Raw genomic sequence first — 13,095 nt, forward strand, 5'->3', positions numbered from 1 at the left:
CTATTTCGGCGCACGGCAGCTGAACATCTCCCCGCATGTGACATGAATCTGCGGACGAGGGCGAACCGGCTCAACGGGGTGGCGCGGAGCACGACCCCGGCTGCCGGACCCCTGCCCGCGCGGGCGCCCTCAAGACGATGCCGAGTCTGCGGCAGGCCGTCACCGCGTACTCCCCGGCCCGGCGTGATGGAAGGTCGCCGTGGCGCGGTGAGCGGATCAGAGGAGGCGCCGGGGGATGTCGGCGAACCCGGCGCGGAGTTCTTCCCCGAGGGCCTTGGCCTGGGCGTCGAGACGAGGACTCGCGGCCACACCCCGGCCGAGCAGGCCGTGCACGACGAAGTTGAGGGCGAGCAGGTTGGGCAGCTCGAAGCGCTCGACCCGCAGGCCGGCGGTGAACGGCAGGAGCTCCGCCAGGCGGTCGACCGTGAGGTGGGCCTCCAGCCACTCGAACCGCTCCGGCGTGGCGACCCAGACCCCCAGGTTGGCGTTGCCGCCCTTGTCGCCCGAGCGGGCGCCCACGATCGTTCCCAGCGCGACCCGGGCGGTCTCACCGTCGCCGCGCTCGCCGCCGTGCCGTCCGAGGTCGGTGTCGTCCACCGAGCCCGCCGCCTCACCTCCACCGCCGCTCGCGGCCGGCGAGACCGTCACCTCCGGGGACCCGGCGGGCTTCTCGTCCGTGCCGGGTACGTCCGTGCCGGACGCCTCGCCCGCGCCTGACGCGTCGTCCGTACCGGGCACGGCCGGAAGCTCGCGGCCGTCGAGCCAGACGCGGGCCCGCACCGTCTCCGCCGGGACGAGCGTGGGCCAGTAGACCCCGTACGGCGAGGCGTCACCGGGAGGGGTGAGGCCGTAGAAGCCCGGATAGCTCGCCAGGCCGGTCTCGACCACGGCCGAGGAGAAGGCACGCCCGGCCTTCCGCCGGTCGGCGTCCATCACGGTGACGCGCAGCAGGGCGGTCCCGGCGAGCGGGGTGAGCTCCACGTGGACCTGGTCGAACGACTCCCTCGGCACCCGCGACCAGATGGCCTCCTCGGCCAGCCGGGCCTTGGCCTCGATGTCCAGGCCGGTCAGCACGAGCGTCATGGTGTTGCGGTAGCCCGCCAGGTAGTTGACGGCGACCTTGAGCGAGTCGGGAGGCGCCTCGCCGCGCACCCCGAAGACGCGGACCCGGTCGGGGCCCTCCTGCTCCAGCCGGATCGTGTCGAAGCGCGCGACCACGTCGGGACCGAGGTAGCGGGGTGAGGCGATCTCGTACAGCAGTTGCGCGGTGACCGTGCCCACCGAGACCAGCCCGCCGGTCCCCGGGTGCTTGGTGACCACGCTGGAGCCGTCGGCCTCCAGCTCCACCAGCGGGAACCCGCAGTGCGCCAGGTCGGGCACCTCGCCGAAGAACGCGTAGTTGCCGCCGGTCGCCTGGCAGCCGCACTCGATGACGTGCCCGGCGACCACGGAACCGGCGAGCGCGTCGAAGTCGTCCGGCCCCCACCCGTACCGCCAGATCCCCGGCCCGGTGACCAGGGCGGCGTCCGTGACGCGGCCGGTCACCACCACGTCCGCCCCGGCCGACAGGGCGGCGGCGATCGGGCGGCCCCCCAGGTAGGCGTTGGCGGTCAGGGCGGGGGCGGGCAGCGGCTCACCGGTGTCGGCGTTGGGTGCGCCGCCCAGGTCACGGCCGGTCAGGTCGTCACCGGTGACGTGGGCGACCCGCACCGGCAGCCCGAGGCGTCCGGCCAGCTCGCGCACGGCCTCGGCGCACCCGGCCGGATCCAGCCCGCCCGCGTTGGAGACGATTTTGACGCCCCGCTCCAGACACGTCCCGAGGACCTCCTCCAGCTGCCGCAGGAAGGTCGGCGCGTAGCCGGGACGGCCCTTCGACCGGTTCCCCGCGAGGATGAGCATGGTCAGCTCGGCGAGCCAGTCGCCGGTGAGCACGTCGATCGGGCCGCCCTCCACCATCTCCCTGGCGGCGGAAAGCCGGTCACCGTAGAAGCCGGAGCAGTTGGCGACGCGCAACATCAGCTCGACTCCGGCGCCGGAATCCACGACGCGGGCCGCTTCTCCATGAAGGCGGCGATCCCCTCCTGGCCCTCGGCGGAGGTGAAACGCTTCGCGGACAGCTCGGCCATCTGGCGCATGCCCTCCTCGACGCTCAGCTCGGGCACGGTCCGCACCAGCTGCTTGGTGAGGGCGAGCGCCTCGGGGCCGCCGCGCAGCAGCATGCCGGTGTAGTGGGCGACCGTCGCGTCCAGCTCCTCCCCGGGAACGGCGCGGGTGAGCAGCCCGATCTCCGCGGCGCGGGCGGCGTCGAACGTCTCGCCGGTGAGCAGGTACTCGGCGGCGGCGCGCGGGTCGAGCCGCCGCAGCACGGTCACCGAGATCATCGCGGGCACCACGCCGAGCCGCACCTCGCTGAACGCGAACGACGCCGAGTCGGGGGCGATCGCGAAGTCGCAGGCCGCCACCAGGCCGAGCCCTCCGGCCCGAGCCGTACCGTTCAGCCGGCAGACGACCGGCTTCGGGCTCTCCCAGATCAGGCTCATGATCTCCGGGAACGACGCGGTCACCGGCGCCTCGTGCGCGTCCCCCGGCGCGACCCGCTGCTCCTTCAGGTCGGCGCCCGCGCAGAACACGGGACCGGTCCCGGTGAGCACGATCACCCGGACACTCTCCTCCGCGAGCGCCCAGTTGAGCCGGTCCTCCAGGTCGCCGAGCAGCCGCACCGACAACGCGTTGCGGTTGCGGGGGGAGTCGAGGGTGATCGTCGCCACCCCGCCGGACACCTCTTTGTGCACCAGGCGTTCCACCGGCCAGCCGCCGTCGGTCCTCATTTCGGTCCTTTCCTCCAAGACCTTCTCCCGTTCCCCGGGACTCCACGGAGCCTGCCGGAGAGCCGGAAGGTCACGTCCGCTCCTCGATGACGGCCAGCACCGCCCCCGCCTCGACCTGGCGGCCGGGCGCCACGTTCACCGCCGCCACCGTACCCGGCGCGGGCGCGGCGATCCGATGCTCCATCTTCATCGCCTCGAGCACCACGACCACCCGCCCCGCCCCGACGGTCTCGCCGACCTCGACGTCGACCCGCAGCACCGTACCCGGCATGGGCGCCACCAGGGAGCCGGGCAGCACGTGTTCCACCGGTTCCGGCAGGCGGGCCAGCGGGGTGAGCCGTACGGAACCGAGGGGGGAGTCCACGTGCGTCACGTCGTCGTAGCGGGCGACGGCGAACCGGTGCCGCACGCCCGAGGTCTCCAGCACCACGAGCGAGGGCGTCGCGCCGATCAGGACCGTATCGGGAAACCTCTCGGCGCGCAGGCCGTCCCTGGTGATCCGATAGGAGATCTCCGCCTCCGCGAAGGAGGTGCGCTGCGGCTGCGACACCACATTGCGCCACCCGCTCGGCAGTCCGGCCTGCACGGTCGCCGTCGCCCGGTTCGCCGCCGCCCCCGCGAGCGCGGCGGCGAGGGCGGACAGGCGCACGACCCCGTGGGCGTCTCGGCCGGACCCGGTGAGCCCGTGCTCCTCCAGGAATCCGGTGTGGGTCTCTCCGGAGAGAAAGGCCGGATGACGCAGGACCTCGACCAGCAGGTCCCGGTTGGTGACCGGACCGTGGATCCTCGCACCCGCCAGCGCGGCGGCGAGCCTGCGCACCGCGTCGGCGCGGCTCGCACCGTAGGAGACGACCTTGGCGAGCATCGGGTCGTAGTGGACGCCGATCTCCGAGCCGTCCTCGACCCCGGAGTCCAGTCGCAGGCCGTGGCGCCCACCCGGCGGGGACGCGAAGCGGGAGTCCACCCCGAAGACCTCGAAGCGGTGCAGGACGCCGCTCTGCGGAAGCCAGTCGCGGGCCGGGTCCTCGGCGTACAGACGCACCTCGACGGCGTGCCCGGACGGCTCGGGCGGCGACGCGGGGAGCCGGGCGCCCTCGGCGATCCGCAACTGCCACTCGACGAGGTCGACGCCGTACACGCACTCGGTCACCGGGTGCTCCACCTGCAGGCGGGTGTTCATCTCCAGGAAGGCGACCGTCTCCTCCCTGACGAGGAACTCGACGGTCCCGGCGCCGACGTACCCGATGGCCCGCGCGGCGGTGGCCGCCGCGTCGAGGAGTCGCGCCCGCATCGCGGCGGAGAGTGCCGGGGACGGAGTCTCCTCGACCACCTTCTGATGCCGCCGCTGGATCGAGCACTCCCGCTCGCCCAGCGCCCACACCGTCCCGTGCCCGTCGGCCAGGATCTGCACCTCGATGTGCCGGGCGCACTCCAGCAGGGGCTCGACGAACACCGTGCCGTCCCCGAACGCCGACGCGGCCTCCCCGCGCGCCGACTCGACCGCCTCCGGCAGGTCCTCGGCGCGTCGCACGACGCGCATCCCGCGCCCGCCGCCACCGGCCGACGCCTTCACCAGCAGAGGGAAGGCCCCTTCTGAGGTCGGTCCACCCATCCGGGCGAACATGGCGTCCAGGTCGTCTGCCGAGTGGTCGGGACTCGCGACGAAGCCCGGCAGCACCGGGACCCCCGCCTGGGCCATCAGCGCCTTGGCCTCGATCTTGGAGCCCATCGCGGCGACGGCCTCGGCCGGAGGACCGACCCAGGTCAGCCCGGCCTCGGTCACGGCCCGCGCGAAGGCGGCGTTCTCCGACAGGAAGCCGTAGCCGGGGTGCACCGCGTCGGCCCCCGCCAGGCGGGCCGCCTCGACGACCCTCTCCACCGCGAGGTAGGTGTCGGCGGGCCTGACACCGGCGAGCCGTACGGCATGGTCGGCCTCGGCCACGTGCGGCGCGTCCGCGTCGGCGTCGGAGAAGACCGCGACGGTCTCGACACCGAGGTCGCGGCAGGTACGGAAGACGCGGCGGGCGATCTCACCGCGGTTGGCGACGAGCAGGCGGCGGATCGGCGTGGCGCCGGTCATGGGCGTGGTCACGGTCACATCCGGAACATGGGCGTGGTCATGGGCATGGGCGTGGTCACGATCACATCCGGAAGACGCCGAAGCCCGAGGGCCGCGGGGCGGTGGTGTTGCCGGCCGCCGCGCCGTGGAAGGCGGCGTCGCCGGTGTCGCCGACGGCGGCGTTGCCGATGGCGGACAGGCACAGGCCGAGGACCGTCCGGGTGTCGCGGGGGTCGATCACGCCGTCGTCGTAGAGGCGGCCCGACAGGAAGAACGGCAGTGACTCGGCCTCGATCTGCGCCTCGACCAGCTGTCGCATCGCCGCGTCGCCCTCCTCGTCGTAGACCTGCCCGCGCGCCTGCGCGGCGGCCCGGCCGACGATGGACAGCACCCCGGCGAGCTGGGCGGGACCCATCACGGCCGACTTGGCACCGGGCCAGCTGAACAGGAAGCGGGGATCGTAGGCCCTGCCGCACATCCCGTAGTTGCCCGCGCCGTAGGAGGCGCCCATCACGATCGTGATGTGCGGTACGGACGAGTTGGACACCGCGTTGATCATCATCGCGCCGTGCTTGATGATGCCGCCCTGCTCGTAGTCCTTGCCGACCATGTATCCGGTGGTGTTCTGCAGGAAGACCAGCGGGACGCGGACCTGGTTGGCGAGCTGGATGAACTGCGCCGCCTTCTGCGCCTCCTCGCTGAACAGCACGCCGCGGGCGTTGGCCAGGATCCCGATCGGACGGCCGTGCAGGCGGGCCCACCCGGTCACCAGGCTCCCGCCGTACAGGGGCTTGAACTCGTCGAACTCGCTGCCGTCCACCACCCGCGCGATCACCTCGCGCGGGTCGAACGGGATCTTCAGGTCCTCCGGCACGATGCCCAGCAGCTCGTCCTCGTCGTACAGCGGGTCACGCACGGCGCCGGGGGACCGGCCGGGGCGGCGCCGGTTCAGGCTTTTGACGATCCGCCGCCCGATCCGCAACGCGTCGTGCTCGTCGGCGGCGAGGTAGTCGGCCAGGCCGCTGACGCGGGCGTGCATCTCGGCGCCGCCCAGCGACTCGTCGTCGGACTCCTCCCCGGTGGCCATCTTGACCAGCGGCGGCCCGCCGAGGAAGACCTTCGCGCCCTCCTTGACCATGACCACGTGGTCGCTCATCCCCGGCACGTACGCCCCACCGGCCGTGGAGTTGCCGAAGACCAGGGCGATCGTGGGAATCCCGGCCGCCGACAGGCGGGTCAGGTCCCGGAAGATCCGGCCGCCGGGAATGAAGATCTCCTTCTGGGTCGGCAGGTCGGCACCGCCTGACTCCACCAGGTTGATCAGCGGCAGCCGGTTCTCGAAGGCGATGTCGGCCGCCCTGAGCGTCTTGCGCAGCGTCCACGGGTTGGACGAGCCGCCCCGCACGGTCGGGTCGTTGGCGACGATCACGCACTCGACGCCCTCGACCACCCCGATCCCGGTGACCACACTCGCCCCCACCGGGAAGTCGCTGCCCCAGGCCGCGAGCGGTGAGAGCTCCAGGAACGCCGAGTCGGGGTCGACGAGCAGCTCGATCCGCTCCCTGGCGAGGAGCTTGCCTCGCGCGCGATGCCGGTCGACGTACTTTTCGCCGCCGCCCGCCACGGCCTTGGCGTGCTCGGCGTCGAGTTCCGCCAGCTTGGCGAGCATCGCCTCGCGCCGCGCCCGGTAGTCGTCACCCGTGGTGTCCAGGCGGCTCATGACTCCGCCCCCTCGCTTGACACGAACGTCATACCCGCGCCCCTGATCACGTCAAGCAAGGTAGCCCACAACCGGTGCCCCCGCCAGGGATGGTGCTCACGCCCGAGGGATGTTACGCCCGGTAGTTCTTCCCCGGGGGCATACCGGGGATCGGCTTGGCGATGAGGGCGACGGGGATGAAGAAGCAGATCTGGCCGATCGCGAGGATGAGCGTCCAGAGCGCCTTGTCGTCGTAGTGGGCCGACGCCCTGGCGTACAGCTCGTCGGGGACGCGCTCCCCGAACGGGTTCGGGGTGAGGACGGCCTCCACGAGTTCCAGCGCGACCCGTTCGGCGTCGGTGAAGTAGAGGGCGTCCCGCCATGACGCCACGGCGGTGATGCGCTCCTCCGTTTCACCGGCCTTGCGGAGATTGTCGGTTTGCCGGATCGCGTGGTAGGTGCTGCCGACGATCTGCCCGGCGCGGAGCTGCACCAGGCCGACGGTGATCTGCGGAATCGCACCGTTCTGGACGGCCTTGATCATGGCTCCGGCGATCGACATCACCTCGGGAAAGAACTGGGAGGGATCGGGCAGACGCGACCTGAGGTCGTCCTGCTCGGCATTCCTGGGGGTGGACGTCACGATGTCTTCCTCTCGATGTCAGCGGTGTTTCCGAAGCTCACGCCCCGGCGGCGGGCCGTCCTCGACCCCGTGGAGGACGGCCCGCCTTCCGAGGTGAGACTTCCGACGGTGACCCGCGTCCCGGGTCGGGGTGCGGAGTCCTCCCGCGTGCTGGACGGTGTCCGGGAACTCCGACGACACAACCGCCGAGAATGTGAGGTGACGCGACCGGCCTCACAGTTCGGCGCGCTGTCTCGTCGATCCGGTGAGCGCAGCCACACCAGCAACCACACCGAGGGAGCCGACGCCACCATGACCGTCCCGCCCGAGCCAGGAGACGACCCGACCGACCCGAGCCTGAGCGCGGTCATGAGCGAGCGGCGTCAGCTGATCAATCTCGCCTACCGGCTCCTCGGCTCCCTGGCCGACGCCGAGGACGTCGTGCAGGAGACCTACGCCCGCTGGTACGCCATGTCGCGGCGACAGCGGGAGGCCGTCGAGTCGCCCGGCGCCTGGCTGACGACCGTCGCCGGCCGCGTCTGCCTCGACCTGCTCGGCTCGGCACGTGCCCGGCGGGAGCGCTACGTGGGCGAATGGATCCCCGAGCCGCTGCCGGACCGTACAGAGCTGCTCGGCGGGCGGGCGGGCGGCACCGTGACCGACCTGACCGACCCCGCCGATCGGGTCACCCTCGACGAGTCGGTCAACATGGCCTTCCTCGTCGTCCTCGAATCGATGACCCCGGCCGAACGCGTCGCGTTCGTCCTGCACGACGTCTTCCGCTACTCCTTCGCCGAGGTGGCCGAGATCGTCGGCCGTACCCCGGCGGCCTGCCGCCAGCTGGCATCCTCGGCCCGCCGCCGCATCCGCGCCGCACAGGTCCCCGCGACTCCGGCGGCCCGGCGCGCCGACGTCGTCAGGGACTTCAAACGGGCGTGGGAGGCCAAGGACATCGACGCTCTCATCGGACTTCTCGACCCCAAGGTGACGATGGTCTCCGACGGGGGCGGCGTCGTCAGCGCCCTGCTCCGCCCGATCGAGGGCGGCGAGCAGATCGCGCGCTACGCCATGGCGATCGCCGACCTGGCACCCGGGATGACGATCCTGGAGCGAACGGTCAACGGCCAGCCCGGTCTGGTCGCTCAGCGCGACGGCGTCACCGAGGCGGTGATGGCGTTCGAGGTCGCGGGTGATCGGGTCACCCGGATCTGGGCCGTACGCAACCCCGAGAAGCTCCGGCCCTGGACGACGGCATAGAAGGCACGCCGCCGTCGCCGTCTTCCTCCACCCCGCAGCCGTCAAGGAGTCATCCGTGTTCCTGCGTGTCGTGATCGCTCTGCAAACCCTGGTCGTCTTCACCGCGCCGATCACCGCGGGCCTGTTGCTGTCCTCGCCCGGCGGACGGGCGCTGCACAGCGCTTCGGCGTACAGCGTGTTCACCGTGGCGGTGGTGCACCTGGCCACCGCGATCCTGTTGTGGCGTCCGGGCGGCGGCTCACCCAGGCCCATCCTGTACGCGGCCGTGTTCCTGGGGCTCACGCTGGCTCAGGTGGCACTGGGCATCGCGGGGATGACGACCCTGCACCTCCCGCTGGGCGTGCTGCTGTTCGGGATGAGCGTCCTTCACCTCAGCCGAGTCCTGACCGGCCAACGCACTCCGGTATAGCTGGTTCGGCCACTCTCCGATGCCCCCACCTGGAGAAACGACAAATCACGACAATTGGCACGGTGTTGTGAAGTTTCCTTCCCTCTTGTCCGGTTTGCTGCTTTCTAATACTGTTCGCCGTGAATTCATCCTTTCCTGGCCGGGGCTCTCCCCAGAGTCACCCCCCGTCCCCTGTCTGGAGTTGAAATGCGGTTTCGCACGACGACGTGCAGAAAATCCCCCTATGGGAAGGTGCTAGGTGTCGCGGTCCTCGTATCGGCCGTGCTCGCCCTGACACCGACCTCCTCGGCGCAAGCCGGTCCAGTCGGCGACAAGTGCAGCACCGACCCCACCGCCCACGCGGCCGGCGTGCCGAGCCCCGAGCAGTTCTTCGGCTTCCCGCTGGGCCAGGGACAGCCCAGGATCCTCACGACGGAAGAGATCAACAATTACCTGAAGGCCGTGGGAAGCGCCTCGAAGCGCGTGGTCACCGGAACGATGGCGCACAGCGTCTCCGGCCAGGAACTGCCCTACGCCATCGTGTCGGACCAGCACCACATGGTTCCCGGCCAGCTGAAGAAGATCGCCGATCAGGTCGGTTCGCTGCGCGACCCGCGCTCGCTGAAGGCCGACAAGGCGGCGCGGATCGCCAAGGACTCTCCCGCCATCGTCTGGATCGCGGGCAACGTGCACGGCGGTGAGAAGAGCGGCGCGGACGCCGCGCTCAGGACCCTGTACGAACTCGCGAGCGGCCTGTCCTGCGACGTCGCCAAGCGCAACGACAACCTCGTCACGGTCATCGTGCCGACCCAGAACCCGGACGGCCGCGACGCGAACCGCCGGCAGAACAACTACGGCTTCGACCTGAACCGGGACTGGTTCGCCCGCACCCAGCCGGAGACCGACGCCAAGATCGAGATGCTGCGGAAATACCCGCCGCAGGTCTTCGTCGACGCGCACGAGATGGGCGGCCGGCAGTACTTCTTCCCGCCCAACGCCGACCCGATCCACCACGAGATCGCCGACCAGCCGGTGAACTGGATCAACCGCATCGGAGCGGCGAACGGCGAGGGCTTCGGCTACAACGGCGCCTGTGCCCCCGGCGTCACCACCGAGTGCTACTTCAACTACTCGACGTACGACCTGTTCTACATGGGCTACGGCGACACCGTGCCGGCCGCGGGCTTCGGCGCCGCCGGCATGACGTACGAGAAGGGCAGCGCCTCGGCCGTGGAGGACCGGGTGCAGCAGCAGTTCAACACCCAGTGGGCCACGACCGGCTGGGCCGCCGACAACAAGAATGAGGTCCTCAACGGCTACTACTCGATCTGGCGGACCGCGATCGAGGAAGGGGCGGCCGGCACCCTTCAGCCGAACGAGGTCGTCCAGCCGACCAACACGGTCCAGTTCCCGGTGCCCGACATCAAGATCCGTTCGTACTTCCTGCTGCCCGACCGGCAGATCGGCGACGTGCGCCGGCTGGTCGAGCGGCTGCGCGACATGGACGTCGAGGTCTACCGGCTGAAGAACCCCGTCACGGTGCCCAGCGCCAAGATTCTCGGCGGCAGGAGCGCCGCCAACCTCACGGTTCCCAAGGGCGCCTACTGGATCCCGATGAACCAGCCGCAGAAGCACTGGATCCAGGCGCTCATCGGCGAGAACCCCTACGCCCCGTTCCCGTACTTCTACGACGTCTCCTCGTGGAGCAACCCGCTGCTGATGGGCGTCGACACGATCTACACCGGGGACGAGCTGTCACCCAAGGTCGACCTGGTCAAGGACATCGAGGGCGGGATCGCCTCCTCGGCTCCGCCGAAGGGCTCCTACTCCTACCCGCTGGACTCGGCCGCGGCCTCCGAGCTCACCTTCAAGCTGCTCGCCTCGGGCGTGCCGCTCTCGCGTGACCTGACGAGCGGTGTGGTCAGCCTGCCCGCGGGCGCGCTCACCCCGAACACGCTGGACAAGCTCGCCAAGTCGCTCGGCGTCACCGTCACGGGCGGTTCGGCGGCGGCCTCCGGCAGCCCGCTGCGCACCCCGGACGTCGGCCTGTTCTCCGGAACCGGCATCAGCACGACCTCCGGGTCGTACGGCGAGGCCCGCTACGTGCTCGGCAACCGCTGGGGCCTGGACCTCAAGCCGGTGACCACGGCCGACATCAACGACAACACCCCGGCCTTCACCGAGCGGACCGTCGTGCTCGTTCCCGACGGGAGCAACTCCACGGGCGGCCTGACCGCCACGGGCCAGGCCAACCTCAAGCAGTGGGTGGCCGCGGGCGGCACCTACATCGGACTGCGCAACGAGGGCACCCGGGTCGCCCGTGCCGCAGGGCTGACCTCCACGACCGAGAAGCCCAAGCCGACCGGTTACCAGGTCATCGGATCGCACTTCCGGGTGGACGTGGCGAGCGACAACCCGGTGGCGCTCGGCCGTCCCCTGGAGGACTTCCAGTTCAACAACGGTGACCCCATCCTGAACCCGAGCACCACCGGCAGGAACGTCCTCACCTACCCGTCCGACGGCAGGTTCTGGTCCAACGGCTACACGGTGGGGTCCGACGCGCTCAAGGGCACGGCCGCCATCGTCGACGAGCCGACCGGTGCCGGACGCGCCGTCCTCTTCGCCTACAACCCGCTGTTCAGGGCGTACAACGAGAACGGTATCCACCTCGTCGCGAACGCCCTGCTGTACCAGGGGGGAACGCCCGCCGCCCAGCAGCGGACCCTGCGTGCGGAGCCCTCGCGCAGCGCCGCGGAGCAGGCGGAGGAACTGCCCAACCTGGGCGGGGAGTGGCGGCCGATCACCATCGAGGTGGCCGACGCCGACCTCGCGCGGGCACAGGCGGTGATCGAGAAGTACACCGACACGGCACAGACGGCGTCCGCCTCCGGTTCGACGTACATCACGATCCCCAACCCCGACGGCCTGACGGCCGACGAGCACCCGTACGTCCGCGACCTGATCCGTGATCTGGACGGCGCGGGCATTCCGCTCCGCTCCGTCGTCGCCTGATCCCGGTATCCGTCTCATAGAGCACAGCGGGCCCGGCCGGATTCGTCCGGCCGGGCCCGCCGTCGTGCGTCCGTGTGAGTAAGGAAGGCCGCCGCGCCAAGATGTCGGCCCGATGGGGCGCATGTTCCGCCGGAGCGGGGGAAGCGGCAGACGCATGGATGAGAAAGACGAAGCGTCGAAGGCCGCAACCGGACTCTCCATGGGCATCGCCGTCGGCGTCGCCATCGGCGCCGCCCTGGGAGTCGCACTCGGCAACCTGGCCATGGGCATGGGCCTCGGTATCGCCGTCGGCGCCGGTTTGGGGGTGGCCTTCACGACCGGCAAGAAGAACAACGAGGGCAAGGGGTGAACGGCCGGCGCGTACGCCACGTGAGGGAAACCATGGCCCCTCGGACCGGGTGACGCCGCTCGCGCCCTGTGAGACGACAGGCCGCGCGGCGGCCTGGGTTCGGCAGGCAGATGGCGCCGTTGGATTTTTGTGGTCAGCGGGACAACTTGCGGCGGGCCCTGTCCGATACCACTCGGAGGACCTTGGCATCGCTCTGAGGGGTGGGCCATATCTGAAGGTGAAACGAGTCGATGATCACCGTGGAACGCAGGTCGAAGGCCTGGTCCATGTTGCGGGCGTGGTAGCGCAGCCGGTACCAGCCGGCCTTGGACGGCAGCTGTGGCAGGGCGATGTACTTTGTGGAATCCCAGGCAATGACCGCGAGTGGGTCGAGGTCGGTTTGGAAGCTGGCCTCGACCACGTCCTCGTATTCCTCCAGCAGCGGCTCCGGGGCGTGGTGGTGCAGGGATACGGTCAAGTCGATGTTTCCCAGATAGAGGCCGGTAACGAAGTGGGCTCCTCCTCGTACAGTTCGCAGGATGCCCGCGTTCGACAGTCCAGGTGCTTTGGGCTCTGGGTGCACGGTTCGATACGTGTTGCCGTCGAACAGGTAGAACTGCGCGTAGTTCACGGGGAACTCAGCACGGATGACGGTGTTCTCGGAGTCTCCGGAGACGACGGTCTCAACCGTTGAGCTCACGCTGTTCCTTTCAGTGTCAGGTAACGCGGCGGGTCCCGGGGTTCGATGTTCCGAACCCCGGGACCCGGTTTCATGTCGGTCTATCAGGTGGGATCCGCCAGGAATAGCGATTCATTGCTACTGGTGCCGTTTGAGTCGGCCAGCACGCCCTCGATCTCGACCAGCCACCGACCGGGCTACTCGCCGAAGCGAAAGCCCTGGC

The 13,095-nt window shown here is 70.4% G+C and carries 10 protein-coding genes; 4 read left to right on the forward strand and 6 right to left on the reverse strand.

Going from position 1 to position 13,095, the window contains the following annotated elements; all coding sequences use genetic code 11:
- Nucleotides 1-216: 216 nt before the first annotated feature.
- From AB0B90_RS09935 to AB0B90_RS09955, 5 genes are all read right to left on the reverse strand, one after another.
- Nucleotides 217-2,016 (reverse strand): acyclic terpene utilization AtuA family protein, encoded by a 1,800-nt coding sequence (locus tag AB0B90_RS09935; protein WP_350944249.1) that lies wholly within the window; start codon nucleotides 2,014-2,016, stop codon nucleotides 217-219.
- Nucleotides 2,016-2,828, reverse strand: a complete 813-nt coding sequence (locus AB0B90_RS09940; RefSeq protein WP_350944000.1) for an enoyl-CoA hydratase-related protein — start codon at nucleotides 2,826-2,828, stop codon at nucleotides 2,016-2,018. Before AB0B90_RS09940 ends, AB0B90_RS09935 begins: the two co-directional genes overlap by 1 nt.
- A gap of 70 nt (nucleotides 2,829-2,898) precedes the next feature.
- Nucleotides 2,899-4,908 (reverse strand): biotin carboxylase N-terminal domain-containing protein, encoded by a 2,010-nt coding sequence (locus AB0B90_RS09945; protein WP_362922219.1) that lies wholly within the window; start codon nucleotides 4,906-4,908, stop codon nucleotides 2,899-2,901.
- Between the two features lie 61 nt (nucleotides 4,909-4,969).
- Nucleotides 4,970-6,607 (reverse strand): carboxyl transferase domain-containing protein, encoded by a 1,638-nt coding sequence (locus AB0B90_RS09950; RefSeq protein ID WP_362921981.1) that lies wholly within the window; start codon nucleotides 6,605-6,607, stop codon nucleotides 4,970-4,972.
- A gap of 112 nt (nucleotides 6,608-6,719) precedes the next feature.
- Complete coding sequence (locus AB0B90_RS09955) at nucleotides 6,720-7,229, reverse strand: carboxymuconolactone decarboxylase family protein (protein ID WP_362921983.1); 510 nt, start codon at nucleotides 7,227-7,229, stop codon at nucleotides 6,720-6,722.
- Nucleotides 7,230-7,427: 198 nt separating this feature from the next.
- On the opposite strand from AB0B90_RS09955, the gene sigJ reads away from it, so the two are divergent.
- The 4 genes from sigJ (at nucleotide 7,428) to AB0B90_RS09975 (ending at nucleotide 12,214) form a co-directional block, all read left to right on the forward strand.
- Complete coding sequence (sigJ, locus tag AB0B90_RS09960; RefSeq protein ID WP_362921985.1) at nucleotides 7,428-8,465, forward strand: RNA polymerase sigma factor SigJ; 1,038 nt, start codon at nucleotides 7,428-7,430, stop codon at nucleotides 8,463-8,465.
- A gap of 55 nt (nucleotides 8,466-8,520) precedes the next feature.
- Complete coding sequence (locus AB0B90_RS09965; protein ID WP_362921987.1) at nucleotides 8,521-8,874, forward strand: hypothetical protein; 354 nt, start codon at nucleotides 8,521-8,523, stop codon at nucleotides 8,872-8,874.
- 231 nt (nucleotides 8,875-9,105) lie between these two features.
- Nucleotides 9,106-11,865, forward strand: coding sequence for a M14 family zinc carboxypeptidase (locus AB0B90_RS09970; protein WP_362921989.1), 2,760 nt, complete (start codon nucleotides 9,106-9,108; stop codon nucleotides 11,863-11,865).
- A gap of 154 nt (nucleotides 11,866-12,019) precedes the next feature.
- Nucleotides 12,020-12,214 carry a hypothetical protein gene (locus AB0B90_RS09975; RefSeq protein WP_362921991.1) on the forward strand — a complete coding sequence of 65 codons (195 nt, stop codon included), beginning with the start codon at nucleotides 12,020-12,022 and terminating at the stop codon, nucleotides 12,212-12,214.
- A gap of 133 nt (nucleotides 12,215-12,347) precedes the next feature.
- Here AB0B90_RS09975 and AB0B90_RS09980 read toward each other — a convergent pair whose 3' ends face one another.
- Nucleotides 12,348-12,893, reverse strand: a complete 546-nt coding sequence (locus tag AB0B90_RS09980; RefSeq protein WP_362921993.1) for a hypothetical protein — start codon at nucleotides 12,891-12,893, stop codon at nucleotides 12,348-12,350.
- Between the last annotated feature and the right edge of the window lie 202 nt (nucleotides 12,894-13,095).

Origin of the sequence: Streptosporangium sp. NPDC049078 (genome assembly GCF_040648855.1) — a bacterium.
Classification (GTDB): Bacteria; Actinomycetota; Actinomycetes; order Streptosporangiales; family Streptosporangiaceae; genus Streptosporangium.

Coding starts and splice junctions, on each gene's coding strand:
- AB0B90_RS09935 (WP_350944249.1), bottom strand. CDS start 2,016: ATGTTGCGCGTCGCCAACTGCTCCGGCTTCTACGGTGACCGGCTTTCC.
- AB0B90_RS09945 (WP_362922219.1), bottom strand. CDS start 4,908: ATGACCGGCGCCACGCCGATCCGCCGCCTGCTCGTCGCCAACCGCGGT.
- AB0B90_RS09940 (WP_350944000.1), bottom strand. CDS start 2,828: ATGAGGACCGACGGCGGCTGGCCGGTGGAACGCCTGGTGCACAAAGAG.
- AB0B90_RS09950 (WP_362921981.1), bottom strand. CDS start 6,607: ATGAGCCGCCTGGACACCACGGGTGACGACTACCGGGCGCGGCGCGAG.
- AB0B90_RS09975 (WP_362921991.1), top strand. CDS start 12,020: ATGGATGAGAAAGACGAAGCGTCGAAGGCCGCAACCGGACTCTCCATG.